19 protein-coding genes are annotated in these 18,211 nt (G+C 46.2%); 4 read left to right on the forward strand and 15 right to left on the reverse strand.

Annotated elements, in window-relative coordinates:
• Window positions 1-5: 5 nt before the first annotated feature.
• From spoIIIAD to ACUUJN_RS16430, 8 genes are all read right to left on the reverse strand, one after another.
• On the reverse strand, window positions 6-395 hold the full coding sequence (gene spoIIIAD, locus ACUUJN_RS16395) for a stage III sporulation protein AD (protein WP_013310826.1): 390 nt from the start codon (window positions 393-395) through the stop codon (window positions 6-8).
• Window positions 396-403: 8 nt separating this feature from the next.
• A complete protein-coding gene (spoIIIAC, locus tag ACUUJN_RS16400) occupies window positions 404-607 on the reverse strand; it encodes a stage III sporulation protein AC (protein ID WP_010345636.1) in 204 nt (67 codons plus the stop codon).
• A 12-nt stretch (window positions 608-619) separates the two neighbouring features.
• Window positions 620-1,138: a stage III sporulation protein SpoIIIAB gene (gene spoIIIAB, locus ACUUJN_RS16405; RefSeq protein ID WP_023989256.1), complete on the reverse strand. Its 519-nt coding sequence runs from the start codon at window positions 1,136-1,138 to the stop codon at window positions 620-622.
• On the reverse strand, window positions 1,131-2,126 hold the full coding sequence (gene spoIIIAA, locus ACUUJN_RS16410) for a stage III sporulation protein AA (protein WP_023989257.1): 996 nt from the start codon (window positions 2,124-2,126) through the stop codon (window positions 1,131-1,133). Before spoIIIAA ends, spoIIIAB begins: the two co-directional genes overlap by 8 nt.
• 410 nt (window positions 2,127-2,536) lie before the next feature.
• Window positions 2,537-3,790 carry an aspartate kinase gene (locus ACUUJN_RS16415; RefSeq protein WP_071558530.1) on the reverse strand — a complete coding sequence of 418 codons (1,254 nt, stop codon included), beginning with the start codon at window positions 3,788-3,790 and terminating at the stop codon, window positions 2,537-2,539.
• A 197-nt stretch (window positions 3,791-3,987) separates the two neighbouring features.
• Window positions 3,988-4,545 carry an elongation factor P gene (gene efp / locus ACUUJN_RS16420; RefSeq protein WP_023989259.1) on the reverse strand — a complete coding sequence of 186 codons (558 nt, stop codon included), beginning with the start codon at window positions 4,543-4,545 and terminating at the stop codon, window positions 3,988-3,990.
• Window positions 4,546-4,578: 33 nt separating this feature from the next.
• Window positions 4,579-5,652 carry a M24 family metallopeptidase gene (locus ACUUJN_RS16425; RefSeq protein ID WP_023989260.1) on the reverse strand — a complete coding sequence of 358 codons (1,074 nt, stop codon included), beginning with the start codon at window positions 5,650-5,652 and terminating at the stop codon, window positions 4,579-4,581.
• An 81-nt stretch (window positions 5,653-5,733) separates the two neighbouring features.
• On the reverse strand, window positions 5,734-6,315 hold the full coding sequence (locus ACUUJN_RS16430) for a YqhR family membrane protein (RefSeq protein WP_023989261.1): 582 nt from the start codon (window positions 6,313-6,315) through the stop codon (window positions 5,734-5,736).
• Window positions 6,316-6,601: 286 nt separating this feature from the next.
• Between ACUUJN_RS16430 and ACUUJN_RS16435 the strand changes: the two genes are divergently transcribed.
• The 3 genes from ACUUJN_RS16435 to ACUUJN_RS16445 all read left to right on the forward strand — a co-directional run bounded on the left by ACUUJN_RS16435 (window position 6,602) and on the right by ACUUJN_RS16445 (window position 9,174).
• The gene (locus ACUUJN_RS16435) at window positions 6,602-7,603 is read left to right on the forward strand and encodes an ABC transporter substrate-binding protein (RefSeq protein ID WP_484668710.1); all 1,002 of its coding nucleotides are present in this window, start codon (window positions 6,602-6,604) and stop codon (window positions 7,601-7,603) included.
• A 250-nt stretch (window positions 7,604-7,853) separates the two neighbouring features.
• Window positions 7,854-8,846, forward strand: a complete 993-nt coding sequence (locus tag ACUUJN_RS16440) for a DUF1385 domain-containing protein (RefSeq protein ID WP_053325700.1) — start codon at window positions 7,854-7,856, stop codon at window positions 8,844-8,846.
• A gap of 7 nt (window positions 8,847-8,853) precedes the next feature.
• Window positions 8,854-9,174 carry a hypothetical protein gene (locus ACUUJN_RS16445; RefSeq protein ID WP_023989265.1) on the forward strand — a complete coding sequence of 107 codons (321 nt, stop codon included), beginning with the start codon at window positions 8,854-8,856 and terminating at the stop codon, window positions 9,172-9,174.
• 117 nt (window positions 9,175-9,291) lie between these two features.
• Here ACUUJN_RS16445 and ACUUJN_RS16450 read toward each other — a convergent pair whose 3' ends face one another.
• The 3 genes from ACUUJN_RS16450 to mntR form a co-directional block, all read right to left on the reverse strand.
• On the reverse strand, window positions 9,292-10,281 hold the full coding sequence (locus tag ACUUJN_RS16450; RefSeq protein ID WP_023989266.1) for a patatin-like phospholipase family protein: 990 nt from the start codon (window positions 10,279-10,281) through the stop codon (window positions 9,292-9,294).
• A gap of 95 nt (window positions 10,282-10,376) precedes the next feature.
• Entirely contained in the window at window positions 10,377-12,119 is a 1,743-nt protein-coding gene (locus ACUUJN_RS16455) for a family 10 glycosylhydrolase (RefSeq protein ID WP_484668711.1), read from the reverse strand.
• Window positions 12,120-12,255: 136 nt separating this feature from the next.
• Complete coding sequence (gene mntR / locus ACUUJN_RS16460) at window positions 12,256-12,681, reverse strand: transcriptional regulator MntR (RefSeq protein ID WP_484668712.1); 426 nt, start codon at window positions 12,679-12,681, stop codon at window positions 12,256-12,258.
• Between the two features lie 252 nt (window positions 12,682-12,933).
• Here mntR and splB point away from each other — a divergent pair, with 252 nt between their 5' ends.
• Window positions 12,934-13,998 carry a spore photoproduct lyase gene (splB, locus tag ACUUJN_RS16465; protein WP_484668713.1) on the forward strand — a complete coding sequence of 355 codons (1,065 nt, stop codon included), beginning with the start codon at window positions 12,934-12,936 and terminating at the stop codon, window positions 13,996-13,998.
• On the opposite strand, the gene ACUUJN_RS16470 is transcribed toward splB, so the two are convergent.
• From ACUUJN_RS16470 to ACUUJN_RS16485, 4 genes are all read right to left on the reverse strand, one after another.
• Window positions 13,991-14,707, reverse strand: a complete 717-nt coding sequence (locus tag ACUUJN_RS16470; protein ID WP_340958863.1) for a cytochrome c biogenesis CcdA family protein — start codon at window positions 14,705-14,707, stop codon at window positions 13,991-13,993. The genes splB and ACUUJN_RS16470 overlap by 8 nt on opposite strands.
• Before the next feature lie 166 nt (window positions 14,708-14,873).
• Window positions 14,874-16,892, reverse strand: coding sequence for a methionine--tRNA ligase (metG, locus tag ACUUJN_RS16475; protein WP_023989270.1), 2,019 nt, complete (start codon window positions 16,890-16,892; stop codon window positions 14,874-14,876).
• A gap of 412 nt (window positions 16,893-17,304) precedes the next feature.
• A complete protein-coding gene (yidD, locus tag ACUUJN_RS16480) occupies window positions 17,305-17,595 on the reverse strand; it encodes a membrane protein insertion efficiency factor YidD (protein ID WP_023989271.1) in 291 nt (96 codons plus the stop codon).
• 1 nt (window position 17,596) lies between these two features.
• A complete protein-coding gene (locus tag ACUUJN_RS16485; RefSeq protein WP_013310843.1) occupies window positions 17,597-18,088 on the reverse strand; it encodes a Fur family transcriptional regulator in 492 nt (163 codons plus the stop codon).
• Window positions 18,089-18,211: the final 123 nt, after the last annotated feature.

An 18,211-nucleotide genomic window follows, 5' to 3' on the forward strand; every position in this document is an offset into this window, starting at 1 on the left:
CCCCCTCAGGCGGGCATCAGCTTCAGAATGGTATCAATAATAATGCTGATAATCGGGATTGCTAGCACCATAATGAGTACCTTTCCGGTAAGCTCAATTTTGGAAGCAATCCCGTCTTGTCCTGCATCCCGAACGATTTGCGCTCCAAATTCAGCAATATAAGCGATACCGATTATTTTCAATACGGTTTTAAAATAGATCATATCCATGCCTGAAGACCGGGCCAGTCGCTCCAGTACAGCAACCACAGATCCGATCTTGCCAATCAGCAGCAAAAAAATGACGATTCCCGCAGCTGTTGCAATCAAAAAGGCAAACATCGGCTTCTGTTCCTTAATGACTAAAATGAGGACTGTGGCAATGAGGGCGAAGCCCACCACCTGAATGATTTCCATGTGTCCACCTACTGAAAAAGAAAGATAGATTTGATCTCTTGCAGAAGGTTATCCAGCATTCGCACCACCATGAACAGGACCACGACGAAACCAATGACCGTTACCCAGTGGGCCATGTCTTCTTTGCCCATTTGCTTTAATACGGTATGAATCATAGCGATAATAATGCCAATTCCGGCAATCTGGAAAATTGCGTTCACTTCTAAATTCATTCGAGCACCCCGCTAATAGATCAAAATGACGATCAATGCTCCGATCAGCAGTCCCAGGCTCCTGCTCATACGCTCGTACCTCACCTGATCTGCCTGCGCCTGCGCTTCCTCATGGGATAACTGTTGGATGGTCAGCGCAATGTGCTTGATCTGGTCTTCACGGTCGCTGGTTCCAAGACTGTAAGCAAGCTGCCGCATCGCTTCCTTCTCGGCTTGCTTCATAGAGGAACGGTTCCACGAGTCTTCAATAGCTTTATGCAAGCTTTCTCTGGCAGTCAAGCCAAAAGAGGGGTGCATCCAGCGTGAGGCTTGCTGAAACAGAGTGCGCAGCGGCTCTCGCAAGGGCTCTCCTGTCTTGGCGAAAGCATCTGGTAGCGGAGACACCCCGTAGGAAACCTCGGTGGTCAATCTTTGCAGCGCAAGAATCAACTCCCTGATTTGCCGCGGCCTCATCGCAAACTGTCTTGCCCGCTGCCAGCCTGCCAGCGTAGCGGCCAGTATAACCAAGGCTGCACCTAGCAGCTTAAGCATAGGAGATGCCCCCATTCTGCCCTTCTCCAGGCAGTGTAAGCCTGCGCTGCTTGGCATCTGCCAGCCGAAATGAGACGCCCCGGCTCGTCCGCTCCAGCATGACGTAGAGTTGAAACAGCTCTTGTCCTGTAGTTAATCCAGCAAACGCAGACCGGGTCGCCATTTCAGCCACATCGCGGCCATGTGCGGAAGCAATGACTGCAATGCCTGCATGAAGCGCTTCGCGCACCGCCTCCGCATCTTCCGGTCGTCCGATTTCATCAACAATGAGGACATCCGGTGACATCGAGCGGATCATCATCATCATGCCTTCTGCTTTCGGACATCCGTCCAATACATCGGTGCGAGGCCCGACATCAAAACCGGGGATACCTTTGTGACTACCAGCGATCTCAGAGCGTTCGTCTATAATGCCTACCTTGAGTCCATTCCGTCGCCCCCCGTTGCTTTCCATCCCTCCGTAACTGAGTTGCCGAGCCAAGTCCCTAAGCAGTGTCGTTTTGCCATGCTGAGGAGGGGACAAAATGAGGGTGTGCCGGATTTTCCCGGACATTCGATCTGCTACATAAGGCAATATCCGATCAGCTATGCCGGGAATTGCACGAGCAATTCTTACATTAAAGCTGCTTATATCCCTCAAATGCTCCACTCGTCCTCGGTTGAGCACGGTTCTCCCTGCCAAGCCAATACGATGACCGCCAGGGATCGTAATAAACCCTTTACGAAGCTCCTCTTCCATGGTATACAGGGAATGATTGCTGATAAAATCCAGCAGTCGGTGGGCATCCTCACGGTCAGGCTTATAGGCTTCCACATGGTTCAAAGTCAGCCGACCAGCAGACGTTACAAAATGATGATCACCATTTGCATTAATTTCCAACGGCCTTCCTTCCCTGACCCGGATTTCTTCCAGTTGCTTAAATACCGTTTCTGGAAGCCTTCCGAGTATACCGTGCAACGGTTCGGGAAATAATTCCAGCCATTCCATACCGATGCCGCCCCCTCACAGTTGTCCTTTTTCTTTAAGACAAGTCTATGGTTGACTCTCGCTTTTTATGCCGAAAATATATTGAAAACCTAGGCAAACTTTTGCTAACTCCTATCAACACTCAACAGACCTTTCTCCCGCTTGTTTAAGCACCATTCTCTAATTCGCACAATAAAAAAGGGCCTCTCAAAGCCTTGTCGGCTAAGGGATACCCTTGGGTAGAAAAGATAGATTCAGCAAAAAAAGAGGCTGCCCCTCAGTCTAACTCTCACTGATGGAACAACCTCTTAACCTACTGCTGTATTCTATGATTTATCAAACTATAAATAGAGGGCCTGTATCAACCTTTACCTATCATAAGCATCGTTCACATTAGACATATTCAGTGTCTAGATCTCACGTTGCAGTTATTAACGACGGTCCTGCGGTCCACCCACAAACGCTTGCTCCTCGGTGTCCAGGTTATAAGCTGTATGCAACGCCTGAATAACCTCATGAAGTTTACCCGCTTCAATTACACACGATACTTTGATCTCAGATGTGCTTACCATTTTAATGCTAACGCCTTGCTCTGCCAGTACGGCAAACATTTGCGCAGCAACACCCGGATGACTAACCATTCCTGCACCTACAATGGACACCTTCACCAGGTTTTCCTCAGACGTTACTTCACGGTACGGAAGCTCTCCACGAATACCTTCCAGCGTCTTCAGTGCTGCTTCACGATCCGTCAGAGCTACTGTAAAGGAGAAATCCGCTTTACCAGCTTCAACCCCGCTTTGTACAATAATGTCTACATCAATTTTGGCTGCCGCCAGTGTTCCAAATACTTTCGCCAGTACACCGGGGATATCGGCGACGCCCAAAATACTGATTCTTGCTACATTTTTATCATATGCAATCCCACTGACTACAACGCCTTGTTCCATTACTGCATCCTCCTTTACGACCGTTCCTTCATTATGGTTAAAACTGGACCGCACAATCAGCGGTACCCGGTTATGTTTGGCATATTCTACCGCACGAGGATGCAATACAGCTGCACCCAGATTAGCTAATTCCAGCATTTCATCATAAGAAATTTCTTTTAGCTTACGAGCAACCTTCACGATCCGTGGATCTGTTGAATATATGCCGTCCACATCCGTGTAAATTTCACAGGCGTCCGCTTGAATTGCCGCCGCCAGCGCAACCGCCGTCGTATCAGATCCACCACGTCCCAGCGTCGTAATGTCTCCCTCTGCAGACATCCCTTGGAAACCAGCTACAACAACGATCTTGTTGCTGCTCAGTGCATCCAGCACACGCTGAGGTTGAATATCCGTAATCCGTGCTCGACCAAAGTCAGATTCAGTACGGAAACCAGCCTGCCATCCCGTAAACGATACCGCTTCATGACCCAACTGCTGAATAGCCATCGACAACAAGGCGATTGAAATTTGTTCACCTGTCGTCATCAACATATCCAGCTCACGTGCAGGCAACTCCTCATTCAACAATTTGGCCTGGTCAATCAGTTCGTCTGTCGTGTCTCCCATTGCGGAAACGACCACTACACATTGATGCCCTTCACTCTGTTTCTCCACAACGCGTTTTGCCACGCGTTTCATGCGCTCCGTGTCACCGACGGAACTGCCTCCGAATTTCATGACATACAATGACAACGATATTCACTCCCTCAGACTCAACAGTATGTAACCTTGAGATGGCACCAAACGACTTGAACGTGACATCCTGCGGCATAACTTTAGTACAGTATAATACGAAAGTGCTGTACGGAGCCATTGTTTTTTAATATTAGTGCTTATAAAAATATCCCCTGCCCTTAACAAGGACAGAGGAAATCTAAAAGCTGCAAAATTTATGCGCGGGAAATGTATTTACCATCGCGTGTATCAATCAGCAATACGTCGTCCTGGTTGATAAACAATGGAACCTGAACGTTCAGTCCTGTTTCAACTTTTGCATTTTTAGTAGCACCTGTAGCGGTGTTACCTTTAATACCCGGCTCAGTGTCAATAACCTTCAGCTCTACGCTGTTAGGCAGGTTAATCCCGAGAATTTCACCATTATAGCTAATGATGTTTACATTCATGTTTTCTTGCAGGAAGTTAAGTTCCCATTTCAGTTGATCGCTGGAAAGTGTGAATTGATCATATGTTTCATTATCCATGAATGTATGCTCGTCTGCGCTCGCATAGAGGTAAGACACACCACGGTTTTCAATTTGCGCGCGGCCGATCGTTTCACCCGCACGGAATGTACGTTCAACAGTGTTGCCGTTACGCAGGTTTTTAAGCTTAGAGCGCACGAATGCCGCACCTTTACCCGGTTTTACGTGTTGGAAATCCAGCACCGTAAAAATATCTCCGTCTACCTCGACGGTCAATCCTGTTTTAAAATCATTAACGTTAATCACTAAAATACCCCTCCTACAGGACTGTTATCGTTATTAAACGACTGTAAATTCTTTGCTCGAATGTGTTAATACCTTGATGCCGCTATCTGTAATAACGATATCATCCTCGATCCGTACACCGCCCAATCCAGGCACATAAATACCTGGCTCGACCGTTACCACCATACCCGGCTCCAGAATATCATCGCTTACCTTAGACAGGCGTGTAGATTCATGTACTTCCAGACCCAGACCATGACCTGTGCTGTGACCGAAATTGTCTCCATAGCCATGGCCAGCAATAATATCCCGGGTCAGCGCATCCGCTTCACGGCCTGTCATGCCCGGCTTAATATGTTCGAGTGCGTGAAGTTGCGCCTTAAGCACAATATCGTAGATCTCACGCAACTGAGGCGCTAAATCCCCTTGTGTAGCCACTGTACGTGTCAAATCGGAGCAGTAGCCATCCAGCAACGCACCAAAATCAAACGTAATTAGCTCGCCTGCTTGTACTAACTTAGCACTGGCTACGCCATGAGGCAATGCCGAACGAACCCCGGAAGCCACAATTGTGTCAAATGAAGAGGATGTAGCTCCCTGCTTGCGCATGAAGAATTCCATTTCCAGATCCAGCTCACGCTCGCTGACCCCCGGCTTGATGTAAGGTAAAATGTGTGCAAATGTAGCATCTGCCAAATCCGCTGCCCGCTGCATCACTTCCAGCTCTTCTGCATCCTTGTACACCCGTAGCTTCTCCACAATGCCCGACACCGGAACCAGTGAAATAGGTGACAAATCTTCGCTATAAGCTTTATGCGTCGCAACAGTTACAGCGTCTTGCTCGAAGCCTGTTTCGCTGATCTGATGGGAAGACAGTAATTCTTTCACCGTTTCCATGACCTGTGCAGCGTGCTGCACCACCGTGAAGCCTTCGGCTTGTTCGGTCGCTTGTGTCATATAGCGAAAGTCAGTCAGCAAATAGCTATGGGATTCCGTAATCAGCACATAACCCGCCGAACCTGTGAAGCCTGTCAAATATCGACGATTGACAGGGCTAGTAATCAGCATAGCCCGCAGATTATGCTCGCCCAGCGCCTGCCGCAGCTTTAACACCCGGTCATTCTTCATCTTTCATTCCGCTCCCCTCTGTCAAATAACCAAATGCTATTTTAACACAGGGGATAGGCGCTTGAGAAGTTTTTGTTACGTTCAGCCCTCAGCTTTCTCAGGCTCGCGCTTTCTTTCATCCGTATACTCGACAGCAACGGTATATCCGATAAATAGTCCCCACAGTATAAACACACAAATTTCCGTATATAAGGAATTCCATGTTAACCGATCAGGAGCATTCATCATTCCTAGCTTAGGACCTGTTAATACAAATAAAACAACCCACCAAATCAGACCATACACAATTCCGGGTATAGGACCCTTAAATCTGCGCAGCAACAGAGTGTACACCAGTGAAGCTACGACGGATAATCCAATAAAAAAAAGTAGCCCTACCAGATGTCCCGCCATGGTGTTCATAAACGAATGCTTGAAAAAAGGCTCCGCGAGAAAGCCAGGCGCTACTACCGTAAAATGCAACTTATAAAACAGCCAGCGCAGCAATCCCCAGAGTAAACCCGCAAAAAAACCCAACTCAAGTGCAAAAGGAATGAGAGGCGTATGTATTTTGCCTGACTGCTGCCTGCCTCTACCACTGTCGTTATGATGACGTTGATCCTGAGATCCGCGAGACTGCTCCTGTTCATGTCCTATCTTGGGTATAGAGTAGGTTTCACTCATGTTGTTTAATCCCCTTTCAATATGCAAACTTTTTCCCATCGTAAAGACAATTGCAATCGGAAATGCATGTACGTCCATCGGATTCTGCATTCCATTTTGCTAGGTAGTATGCTCCAAGGGGGAATAGTTTAACAATGAACAGGAATGCTGAATAATGGCAGCTTTCCAATTGAGGGTACGGACCCGTTTTTTACATTGACAAAATTTCAATCCTCTATCATAATATAATGATGAAAATGATAATCATTATCATTTCCTAAAAACATATATACGGGAGAACGCTTCTATGAAAAAGGGATTAATCGGGATTTTATTGTTAATGGTTTTTACGCTCACTCTGGCAGGTTGCGGAGCAGCCGACAAAGCATCGGATAAAGATCAGACAGCCACGTCGGGTAGCAAACCGACTGACACAGCGACTGGTCCTGTGACGGTAAAGCATAATCGTGGTGAGGTCACGCTCAACAAGCCCGCACAGCGTGTCGTAGTGCTGGAATGGACATTTACAGAGGATTTGATTGCGCTGGGCGTTCAGCCGGTTGGTAATGCAGACAATGCCAACTACAAGGTGTACGTGACACCGGAGGCGGCTCTCGATAGTAGCGTGGTCGATGTTGGCACGCGTAACGAGCCGAATCTGGAAGCGATTGCTGCATTGAAGCCGGATCTGATCATTTCGAATGTTGATGGAAATGAAGCTATCTATGAGCAACTCAAGGCCATCGCTCCGACGATCGAATATAATCTGAACGATGGTAACGGCTACGATCATGATAAGATGGTAGAAATTTTTAATAGCATCGCAGTTGCTCTTGGAAAAGCAGACAAAGCTAAGCAGGTGCTTGCCGAACTGGATCAGCATTATGCTGAAGCCAAAGAAAAGCTCACCGCTGCTGGCAAGTCGGATTATCATTATATACTGACACAGGCTTTCACTTCGCAAAATGCGGCCAGCCTTCGTATGTTTTCAGATAACTCAGTCGTCGTGGCAACACTGGCGAAGATCGGCATGATTAACGATTGGAAACCGAGCAAAGTTGAACAGTATGGCTTTTCAACCGTAGGCATTGAAGCTCTGTCTGCCGTTCAGGACAGCAACTTTATCTATATTGTTCAGCCGGACGATAATGTTTTCGGCGCACCCATGAAAAATAATTCGGTCTGGAATGGTCTAAATTTCGTTAAAGAAAAACGTACCTATTCACTGAGCGGTACGACATGGACATTTGGCGGCCCCCTCTCTTCAAAAGGGCTGGTTGACCAGGTTGTCGGGGCAATTACGCAATAAGTTGTCTCCAAATATTCATTCGGTTTTATAATGAGTAGCATTTATGTGAGCAGTCTGAGCTCCATAAATGCTTTTTTTATAAGCCTGTGGCATGAGCTTTCTCCACGATAAGAATTTCTACCTTCTCCTTTAAAAGCAGAATCTTAGCTTGGAGTGGCCTAATTACTACACTCAGTTTCATCTAACTAGATATTCCCTTCCAAATTCGATACAATATACAAAAAAGCATGTATTAAGAGAGGTGAGACGGTTGTCACAAGCATCCAAGCCTGTGAGCTACGGCGGTCAGGCAGTCATTGAAGGTGTCATGTTCGGCGGCAAGCGTGTCAATGTCACGGCAGTTCGCCGCAAAACTGGCGAAATCACATATTTGGAAGTACCACGCAAGGAGCAATCCTGGGTATCCAAATTCCGCAGAATTCCTTTATTGCGGGGGATTGTAAGCATCATCGACTCCAGCGCCAAGGGTACCAAGCATTTAAACTATTCAGCCGATGCGTATGCTGATGATGAAGTAGATCCGGAAGAACGCGCTGAGCAAAAGAAAAAAGAAGAATCTCGCTGGAGTCTGAGTATGATGATCGGTGTGGCGGCAGTCGGTATTTTGTCATTCCTGTTTGGCAAAATTGTATTGACTCTCGTTCCGGTTATTGTAGAGAATTTCCTGTTCGGAAGCTTGTTTCACAGCCAAATTTTGCATAACCTCGCAGAAGGAGCTATTAAGCTGATTCTGCTACTGGCTTATTTGTGGAGTATTTCCCAAACTCCGTTAATTAAGCGACTGTTTCAATATCACGGCGCAGAGCATAAAGTAATTACAGCATTCGAAGCAGGGGAAGAACTAACCCCGGCCAATGTACAAAAATACAGCCGTCTGCATTACCGCTGCGGTAGTAGCTTTATTATGCTGACCGTGATCATCGGAGTACTTGTCTATTCCCTATTTACCTACGATAATCTGTGGGAGCGCATGGGGCAACGGCTTCTACTGCTTCCGATCGTACTGGGGCTTTCTTTTGAATTTCTCAAGCTGACCAATGCTCTTCGTGAAATTCCGTTACTTCGTTATTTAGGTTACCCCGGTCTGTGGCTGCAACTACTTACCACCAAAGAACCGACTGATGATCAAGTGGAGGTATCCATTGCCTCATTTAAGCGTATGCTTGAATTGGATGCTGAGTTGGAAAACGTACCTGTAAAGGAGACCTTCAACAGTCCGGTCCTTGATCCTGTGAAAGGATGAGTGAATAATGAACAGACATGCCGTTATTTTCTGGCTTACCCTTGCTTTGGGTGCATATGGGATTGTGGATATGCTATGGAGAGGAAGCTGGGGCTTTCTCATGAGTTTACTAATTCCCGTCCTTGTTTTTGCAGTTATATTTCTGCTATACAAATACCTGCCAGGGCAACGCAATCGTACTCCCAAAATCAAACCCTCTGTGCGCACCATGGCCAAAACAGCCAACGCACGTAAGCAGCAGACTACAGGCAAGCGCAAAGCGTATCCTTTTCATGTAATTGAAGGTTCCAAGGGCAAAAATGAAGAAGAACAACCTAAATATCATTAATGATAATCATCCTTTAAAATGTAGCACAAAGGAGCCATCACCCGCGTATTCAAATATGACCGGGAAGAGGCTCCTTTTTTACACCCTTTTAAATTAACTTTAACTGCGAGTTAGTGTTTATTTCATAGCGTACATGGTATCCTTCATCAATTGGTACTTGCTATACTGCTGCTGGTAAGAAGTGATGCTCCATTTGTGGAAAAAAGCATCCCCTGCCTGCACACCGGAAGCATACAACAAATCACTTTGCTCTGTAGAAATGTTAAATTGTGCAGTGCGGATACCCAATGTTGGAATTTTAATCGTCCGATACCGATTCTCCTGCTCAATATATCGTTCATCGTGTGCTGATAGCATGGTATCAAAAATAGCCTGCAGCATGGTCAATGGACCCCGTATATAAGAAACTTTGGTCTCCGTCCCCGTTTTGCCCACCATTTGAAACCCTACCGTTGGAATCGTTTTGGCCTCACGTTCATTTACAGGCTCATCAAAAAGCCACAACGGCAAATTGCTTAGTAAAGCCCCATCAACTACAAATACAAATTGCTGAGAAAAAGTCTTTCCCTTGGCAAGTGCAGAATCAAGCCTTAACATAACAGGATCAAAAAAATAAGGGATACTTGTGCTCATCCGAATGGCTTTAGCTACCTCCAGTGAAGAGGGATTGATACCAAAACGTTTGATATCCTCAGGAAGCACCAGAATGCGTCCATTCGTGATATCTGATGCAATAATGCGCAGTTTGCCAGGAGGTAAATCCGCGAACGTACGCACTCCCTTAGCTCGTAACAGCTCACGTACCCAGTGCTCCAGTGCCTCCCCTGAGTAGAGCCCTTTTTTAAGAAAGATACGAGCTGCTGGTCCAACCCACTTAATATTGAACACTGGAGAACGTCGTAACAACTTGACCAAGGGGGTTTTCTCAATTACGGCTTTCATTTCATCCGCAGAGTATCCCGCAGCCAATAAAGCAGCTACAATAGCACCTGATGATGTACCTGCCAAACGATTGAATACAATTCCATGCTCCTCCGCAGCCTTAACTGCACCCGCCAGCGAAATTCCCTTAACCCCTCCACCCTGGAACACAGCATTGATCAGCATAGATCAAAAAACCTCCGTTCTCTTGGGAGTAAGCAGTTCTACTGCTTATGTATGAGAACGGAGGCCCAAATAGAACCTATATGATCCAATTTATATCACATTTGATAATAATTTTGAAGAAGCTGAATGAGTCCGTATGGATTTTTACGCAAATGCTGTGCACTAAAGTAAATATCCCCTTTGACCTGTTTATAATCTTCGTTCAGTTCAAGCTGCTTAATTAGCTCTTGAGCCGTTTGCCAGCCCTTTTCAGGGGTGCCGATCTTATAAGGAGAATGACCGATATACAGCTTAACATCTGAGTTTTTTACCTCATTGGACCACCATGCGACAAGCTTGTCATATCCCGCCGCTGGGAAACCGATACTCCAGTAAATTTGTGGAGCTACATAATCAATCCATTCTTTGTTAATCCAGGTTCTTACATCCGCAAACGTCGTATCATACGCTGTAACGCCTGCCTTCGTGTCTGAACCCGTTAAGTCCTGAGATTTGTTACGCCATACCCCAAAAGGACTAATTCCGAATTGAACTTTAGACTTGCTGGCATGAATGCTTTTGCCCAAATCGCGAACAAAACTGTTCACATTATCTCTCCGCCAGTCGCCCTTGTTAGAGATTTTGTTGGCATTATATGCTTTAAAGGTCGCATCATCATCAAAAGTCCCGCTGTAAGGATAAAAATAATCGTCCAAATGGACGCCGTCAATATCATATCCGTTCACGACCTCCATAATCGCCGCAATGACATGCTGACGTGCAGCCGGAATTCCTGGATTGATGTACAATTGGCTACCATTCTTAACAATCCAGTCCGGATGTTGATTAGCCACATGGTTTGCAGCCAAACCGCTGGTTGTTCCTGTAGAATTCGCACGGAACGGATTAAACCAGGCATGGAATTCCATTCCTCGCTTATGCGATTCGCTAATCATAAATTTTAAGGGATCGTAGCCTGGATTTTTACCTTGGGTGTTGGTCAAATACTTGCTCCATGGTACAAGACTCGATGGATAGAGCGCATCACCGCTGGCACGAACCTGAACAAATACCGCATTGATGCCCATCCCCTGCAAATCATCGAGCATTTTAGTAAACTCCTGCTTTTGCTTCTCTGAGCTGCTTCGGGCAGCGGAAGAAGGCCAATCTCCGTTAATGGTAGAAATCCATGCTCCACGCATGGAAGTTGAAGTCTTTACCTGAACCACATTTGCCTGTGAAGAACTTGAACCGTCCTCACTAGTAGACGTTGACGGTGAAGCGACAACCGCCTGCTCATCATCGATGGCTCTCTGATCTGTACTTACACTGTCCTGATTGCCAGATGCAGACGTATCTGATATGGAGCCGCTGCTTCCCGCAGAAGTGTTCCCGCCAGTAGAGACACCTTCCTTACCACTGCTTAACGTAATGACTCGCTTTGAAGCTTGCCAATCCACTTTTAATCCCAACTCTTCCCCAACAAAACGCAGAGGCACCATGACTCTCCCGCTTGTCATACGGGCAGATGCATCCAGTCGAACTGACTTGCCATTCACCGTAGCGCTTTGTGCACCGTTCTCCATAGATATATTTTTGTTCTGTGCTGTAATCGTTACCGTAGCGGACGATTCCGACCAGTTGACCTGAGCGCCCAATCCCTCACTAATCACTCGCAAAGGAACCATCGTAACATTGGCTCCCTGTACAATATACGGTGACGCGTCACTTTGCAGGGACTGTCCGTCCAATATAATTTCAATATTACCAGTTGGAGCTGCTTGAACTCCAGGAACGATGGCAGTCTGCACTGCTAAGAGTAGGCCAGCAGCCAATGCCACTATTTTCTTTCGATTCATATTATTACAATCCTCCGCTAACCCTGTTAATTTTAACCCCTATCTTGTCCTGCTATATAATGGATAGACGCTAATAACCGGATATTTGTTGCGGTCGGGACAAATAAAAAAGCATCGTCCGTAAGGACAGATGCTTTTAGGAATCTCCACTCAATTCCTTGTGTATGTCATGAAGCTGGCGCAAGCGATCTTCATCCCGACGAAAATACTCAACCAATGTTTCGATACGGGTGATGGAATCCCAGCTCAAATGATGCTCAATACCTTCCACATCTTTATATATCAGGTCCTTGTCAACCCCAATCATATCCAGAAATTGCTCTAATAACTGATGGCGATCAACCAACCGTTTGCCGACATTTTTCCCTTTCGGTGTCAAAATCAGTCCCCGATATTTCTCATATACAAGATAATCGTCCTTATCCAACTTCTGAATCATTTTGGTGACGGACGAAGGATGCACCTCTAACCCCTCTGCGATATCCGAGACACGAGCATAACCCTTCTCATCAATCAGTTGGTAAATGCGTTCCAAATAATCTTCCATGCTTGGCGTTGGCACTTGTTTCCCTCTTTTCTGTTATTGAACGGGCGCTTACCGCCTTCATTTCCTGCGTTAAACCTACTATGTAATGATACATGTTATCATTGCCCATTGGCAAGTCTCATCCCTCCACTCACAGCTATTGCCACGATTTGTTCAATTTAAGCGGGGCACACTAATATCGTCGTCCCTGTATCGTTTATTTCTGCGGCAATATGTTAAAGTTGGACACCAGAGCACTGTGGATTTATTTCGAAAGGAGCGTTAGCCATGCCTACGCTTGAGCGTACTCCTGTCCAAACCAGAGGAACCAAGCCATTTTTGCCTGATCTGGTGTTTTTTGAGCCAGACGCACTGAATTATCCCAAGGGCCAGCGTATTATGGATTGGGTTAAAGCCAAGGATATTCCGTATCGGATGACTACCTCTCACAACCGAATTACCAATTTACCAGGTGAAACTGAAGTTGAAAAGTACCGAATGGCAAAAAAAACTTTGGTTGTCGGTATCCGTAAAACGTTAACTTTTGACCAATCCAAGCCCTCTGCCGAATACGCCATCCCCATTTCGACTGGTTGTATGGGGCACTGTCACTACTGTTATTTACAAACAACCTTGGGAGCAAAGCCGTATATTCGTGTATATGTCAACACTGACGATATCTTATCAGCAGCTAAAGCTTATATCGAGGAGCGTGCGCCTGAAATTACCCGTTTTGAAGCAGCTTGCACCTCCGATCCAGTTGGTTTGGAGCATATCACCGGAACGCTTGAAGACTTGATTCGTTTCATGGCAGATGAAGAATTTGGTCGTCTGCGTTTTGTTACTAAATATCATCATGTTGATCCATTGCTGGATATTAAACATAATGGTCATACTCGCATCCGCTTTAGCATTAATTCCGATTATGTTATTAAACAGTTTGAACCTGCAACTTCACGCTTCGAGGAACGTATTGAAGCCGCTGGCAAAATCGCACGAGCCGGTTATCCACTGGGGTTCATCATCGCACCCATCATCTGGTATGACGGCTGGGAAGAAGGTTACGGCGAGTTGCTGCGAAAATTGGGAGAAACCTTGCCACAGCATGCTACAAAAGATTTGACGTTCGAATTAATTCAGCATCGCTTCACCAAAACATCCAAAGCTGTCATCGAGAAACGTTATCCGAAAACCAAACTGGAGATGGACATAGAGAAACGCAAGAAAAAATGGGGCCGCTGGGGACAAAACAAATATGTTTATCCCGATGATCAGCAAAATGCACTGCGAGAGTTTATCACAGAGCGCATTTTTGAACATTTCCCTTTAAGTCGTATTGAATATTTCACATAACTAGCATCCAATCTGGGGTAATCTGTTGTAAAAATAACGTTACATCGGTCATATGATCCGTTACCAGTAAAATGCCCGTAATAACTAGTAGTATGCCACCTGTTTTGATGAGGATCGAGATATAGCGAGAGGATAGTCGAACAGAGCCTACCAGCAAAGCTAATACAAAAAATGGAATCGCAAAGCCAAGCGCATAGCCTGTAATTAGTTTGAACCAAATGTGATGCTCTACTGCCGCCAAAGCAATAATAGCTGTTAGCATGGGACCGATACAGGGCGACCAGCCTGCCGCAAATCCTATTCCGATTACAAAGGAACCGGCATACCCGGCAGGCTTCCATGTCCAGCGAAGCTTATGCTCCCTCATTAGAAACAAAGGACGCACCACACCAAGAGATACCAGCCCCATTAGTAAAATAAGTGATCCCGCTACCACTCTTAGCGCATCCCCATAATTGGCAAACCATTCTCCAAGCAACCCGACACTTGCACCCAGTGAATAGAAAACGACCGAAAAGCCCAATACAAAAGCAAGCGTATGTCCCATCGTACGATAACGAACCTCAGCCTTGTGCCGTCCTTCAGCCAGTTCACGCGCAGACATCCCTGTCATATACGATAAATAAGATGGATACAGCGGTAAACAACACGGTGAAAAAAAAGAAACCAGTCCGGCTATGATCGCCAACCCAGCGTTGATATTTGTCATCATCATTTCCTCCCACCTGTCTTAAGTGAACACAAGCAAACAAGCCCTGCCTACTAAAACATACGTATAGCGGGAGCAAAATATGATGCAAGCCAAAAAGCGCATGCCCAGGAAGAATAATTCCTGGACACACGCTCATTACGCTCTTTTATTTTTACATAGCGTTCTACTTTACAACCGCACCATTCGGCATACCTTCCGGTACGGTGGCCAGCGTAAGCTGATCTCCATGTGATGCTGCCAAAATCATACCTTGCGACAGCTCTCCCCGAAGTTTTACTGGCTTCAGATTGGTCACACAGATCACCTTGCGCCCAATGATATCTTCAGGTGTATAAAACTTCGCAATCCCTGATACTACTTGCCGCTGCTCATAACCAAGGTCAAGCTGAAGCTTCAATAGTTTATCGGCCTTCTTCACAGGCTCGCAGGCGACGACCTGAGCAACGCGCAGTTCCACCTTGGCAAAATCCTCAATGCCAATCTCTTCCTTTGCCTCCGGTGCTTCCTGGCTCGTCTCAGATGCATTCTGCGGTTGAGCTTGTGTCGTAGCTTCCTCCGGCTTCTTACCTCCAGTCATCGCTTCCACGATAAAAGCAACCTCTTGCTCTGAATCCAGACGCGGGAAGATCGGATTACCTTTGACCAGCTGCGTTCCTTCCGGAATACGACCGAACTGTTTGCCGCTATCCCATGTAGTCAACTCACCTTGGCTAATACCGAGCTGCTCCCAAATTTTATGAGGAGCACGGGTTAAGAATGGCTGGAGTAAGATGGAAGCGATGCGCAAGCTTTCTACCAAATGCAACATAACAGATGACAATTCGCGACGTTTTGCCTCATCCTTAGCCAAATTCCATGGTTGCGTCTCGTCAATATACTTGTTGCTACGGCTAATAAATTGGCTAATCGCCGTTAATGCCACGGAAAACTCCATGTTTTCCATGGCTTCTTCTACTTTACTATAAGTCGATGTTGCCATGTCTTCCAAAGCTCCGTCGAATGCTGTTACATTCGCTTCATAAGCTGGAACCTTACCATCAAAATATTTATCTACCATCGCCACGGTACGATTCAACAAGTTGCCCAGATCATTTGCCAAATCCGAATTAACTCGATCTACAAAACTTTCTGGTGTAAATGTTCCGTCTGCCCCAAAAGGCACCTCGCGCAGTAAGTAGTATCGTAGTTGGTCCAGACCATAACGGTCAATCAACGTCACTGGGTCTACAACATTGCCTTTAGATTTCGACATTTTACCGTCTTTCATGAGCAGCCAACCATGTGCAAATACTTTTTTAGGCAACGGAAGATCCAGCGCCATCAGCATAATCGGCCAATATATCGTGTGGAACCGTACAATCTCTTTACCTACGATATGCACATTTGCAGGCCAGAATTTATCATACAGCTCGGTATTGGAAGAGCCATAACCCAAGGCTGTGATGTAGTTGGAAAGTGCATCAATCCACACATACACGACATGCTTCGGATCCCCCTTCACCTTAATGCCCCAATCGAAGGTAGTACGGGATACAGCCAAATCCTCCAGACCCGGCTTGATGAAGTTATTGATCATCTCTTTTTTACGTGATTCCGGCTGGATAAACTGCGGATTCTCTTCATAAAATTGCAGCAACCGATCAGCATACTTGCTCATACGGAAAAAGTAACACTCTTCCTTGACCAGTTCTACAGGGTGTCCACTATCCGGGCTTTTTCCTCCAGCCACATTGCCTTCGGCGTCCTTCACCACGTCAACCAGCTGAGTTTCTGTGTAGTACGTCTCGTCAGGGATGCTGTACCAGCCTTCGTATTCTCCCTTGTAAATATCGCCTTGCTTCAGCAAACGATCAAAAATTTCTTGTACAACAGCCTTATGACGTTCCTCCGTAGTACGGATAAAATCGTCATTGGAAATGTCGAGCTTCCGCCACAGTTCTTGAATACCTGCCACAATATCATCTACGAAACGTTGCGGCGTTTTGCCTGCTGCACTTGCTTTCTGCTCAATCTTCTGACCATGCTCATCCGTTCCTGTCAAATAGCGCACTTCATAACCGCGTAGCCGCTTGTAACGGGCCATTGCATCTCCCGCAACCGTCGTGTAAGCATGACCTATATGTAGCTTGTCGCTCGGATAATAGATCGGTGTCGTAATATAAAATGTGTTCTCATTGGACATGTGTGTTGCCTCCTGTTTTGTTCACGGCAGCTATAAGACCTGCTGACATGATGGTACTCCAATTCATGTATTTGGCACAAATTGGGCACAAAAAAGACCCCCGCCCCTATGGGACGAGAGTCACCTCACGCGTTACCACCCAATTTTCCTGTATCCTCGCAGACTACAGGCTTCACCGGTCACATCTGACCGCCCATTAACGCTGGAACACGCCTCCCCCTTACGATTGCCTCCCAAGCACTAATAATTGTGGCAAATACGCTCGAAAAAGGTTCCTCCAGGACCATATTCAGGCTTCGCTCCAGACCGGTTTGCAGCTAACCCCGGCTCTCTGTACTGGGCGTTTTACCCTACTCATCCCTTCGCAGGAAAACAATATTAACCAAAATATAACCAAATCCGCATAGCGCTGTCAAGTCAGACCCTTTTCAGAGTGGGTAGCCAAACGATCTTCGCTAGACCTATCTGTTCCCTTTTTTGCAGGAGGGACCAAATCTACGCCGCCCGGATGAAAGGGATGGCACTTGGCTATACGCTTAGCAGCAAGCCATGAACCTTTGAGCGCACCATGCATCTCTACCGCCTCCAACGCGTACGCCGAACACGTTGGATAGAATCGGCAGGTAGCCGGCTTTAACGGTGAAATATAGGAACGATAAAACTTAATCGGAGCCTGTACCACTCTGCGTGTGGTGATTTTCATTTCAGTAGCCCCCGTGGCTGTGAGTGTGACTGCTCGTCTGTCTGAATCCCCCATCCGAATTACTGTCAGTATGCCCATTCTTCTGTTGACAATCTTTGCAATAACCAAAAATTTCAAACTTGTGCTCGACGATTTGGAATTGATCCGTTGTATCCGTCATTTGCATTGGGCAAAAAGAAATCGGTAATGTTTTCTGACAGCTCAAGCAAATCATATGGTGATGGTGATGATGCTCATTACAGCTCACCTTGAACTTCATTCCATCCTCAAAAGATACCTGTTCCAGTACACCCAATTCCTGCATTACACGCAGATTACGATAAACCGTATCAAAACTAAGTCCACTGTACTTCTTACCCATATATTCATAAACGTCTTTGGGGGACAGATACCCTTCATTCTCGGAAAATAACGTGGCCAACGTCTTGCGCTGATCTGTAATACGCAGCCCCTGAGCGGACATTGTTGCAATAATTTCATCCTTTGTCAGCATGCGTTTCACCCTCCCCTGTCTGTAGTTTCAGGTTTTCTGATGCAGGCTTAGGCTTGCATCTATTTATTATACCACGATTAAAGTCAATATTATAAGAGATATTCGTATCTATACATAAGAAAA

The organism is Paenibacillus sp. LRG-1, assembly GCF_057220305.1.

What these genes read in the sequence shown, in the direction of transcription:
- spoIIIAD (WP_013310826.1), bottom strand. Translation starts at nt 395, where the DNA reads ATGGAAATCATTCAGGTGGTGGGCTTCGCCCTCATTGCCACAGTCCTC.
- spoIIIAC (WP_010345636.1), bottom strand. Translation starts at nt 607, where the DNA reads ATGAATTTAGAAGTGAACGCAATTTTCCAGATTGCCGGAATTGGCATT.
- spoIIIAB (WP_023989256.1), bottom strand. Translation starts at nt 1,138, where the DNA reads ATGCTTAAGCTGCTAGGTGCAGCCTTGGTTATACTGGCCGCTACGCTG.
- spoIIIAA (WP_023989257.1), bottom strand. Translation starts at nt 2,126, where the DNA reads ATGGAATGGCTGGAATTATTTCCCGAACCGTTGCACGGTATACTCGGA.
- ACUUJN_RS16425 (WP_023989260.1), bottom strand. Translation starts at nt 5,652, where the DNA reads ATGAAGAATGACCGGGTGTTAAAGCTGCGGCAGGCGCTGGGCGAGCAT.
- ACUUJN_RS16430 (WP_023989261.1), bottom strand. Translation starts at nt 6,315, where the DNA reads ATGAGTGAAACCTACTCTATACCCAAGATAGGACATGAACAGGAGCAG.
- ACUUJN_RS16435 (WP_484668710.1), top strand. Translation starts at nt 6,602, where the DNA reads ATGAAAAAGGGATTAATCGGGATTTTATTGTTAATGGTTTTTACGCTC.
- ACUUJN_RS16445 (WP_023989265.1), top strand. Translation starts at nt 8,854, where the DNA reads ATGAACAGACATGCCGTTATTTTCTGGCTTACCCTTGCTTTGGGTGCA.
- ACUUJN_RS16450 (WP_023989266.1), bottom strand. Translation starts at nt 10,281, where the DNA reads ATGCTGATCAATGCTGTGTTCCAGGGTGGAGGGGTTAAGGGAATTTCG.
- ACUUJN_RS16455 (WP_484668711.1), bottom strand. Translation starts at nt 12,119, where the DNA reads ATGAATCGAAAGAAAATAGTGGCATTGGCTGCTGGCCTACTCTTAGCA.
- splB (WP_484668713.1), top strand. Translation starts at nt 12,934, where the DNA reads ATGCCTACGCTTGAGCGTACTCCTGTCCAAACCAGAGGAACCAAGCCA.
- ACUUJN_RS16470 (WP_340958863.1), bottom strand. Translation starts at nt 14,707, where the DNA reads ATGACAAATATCAACGCTGGGTTGGCGATCATAGCCGGACTGGTTTCT.
- metG (WP_023989270.1), bottom strand. Translation starts at nt 16,892, where the DNA reads ATGTCCAATGAGAACACATTTTATATTACGACACCGATCTATTATCCG.
- yidD (WP_023989271.1), bottom strand. Translation starts at nt 17,595, where the DNA reads ATGAAAATCACCACACGCAGAGTGGTACAGGCTCCGATTAAGTTTTAT.
- ACUUJN_RS16485 (WP_013310843.1), bottom strand. Translation starts at nt 18,088, where the DNA reads ATGCTGACAAAGGATGAAATTATTGCAACAATGTCCGCTCAGGGGCTG.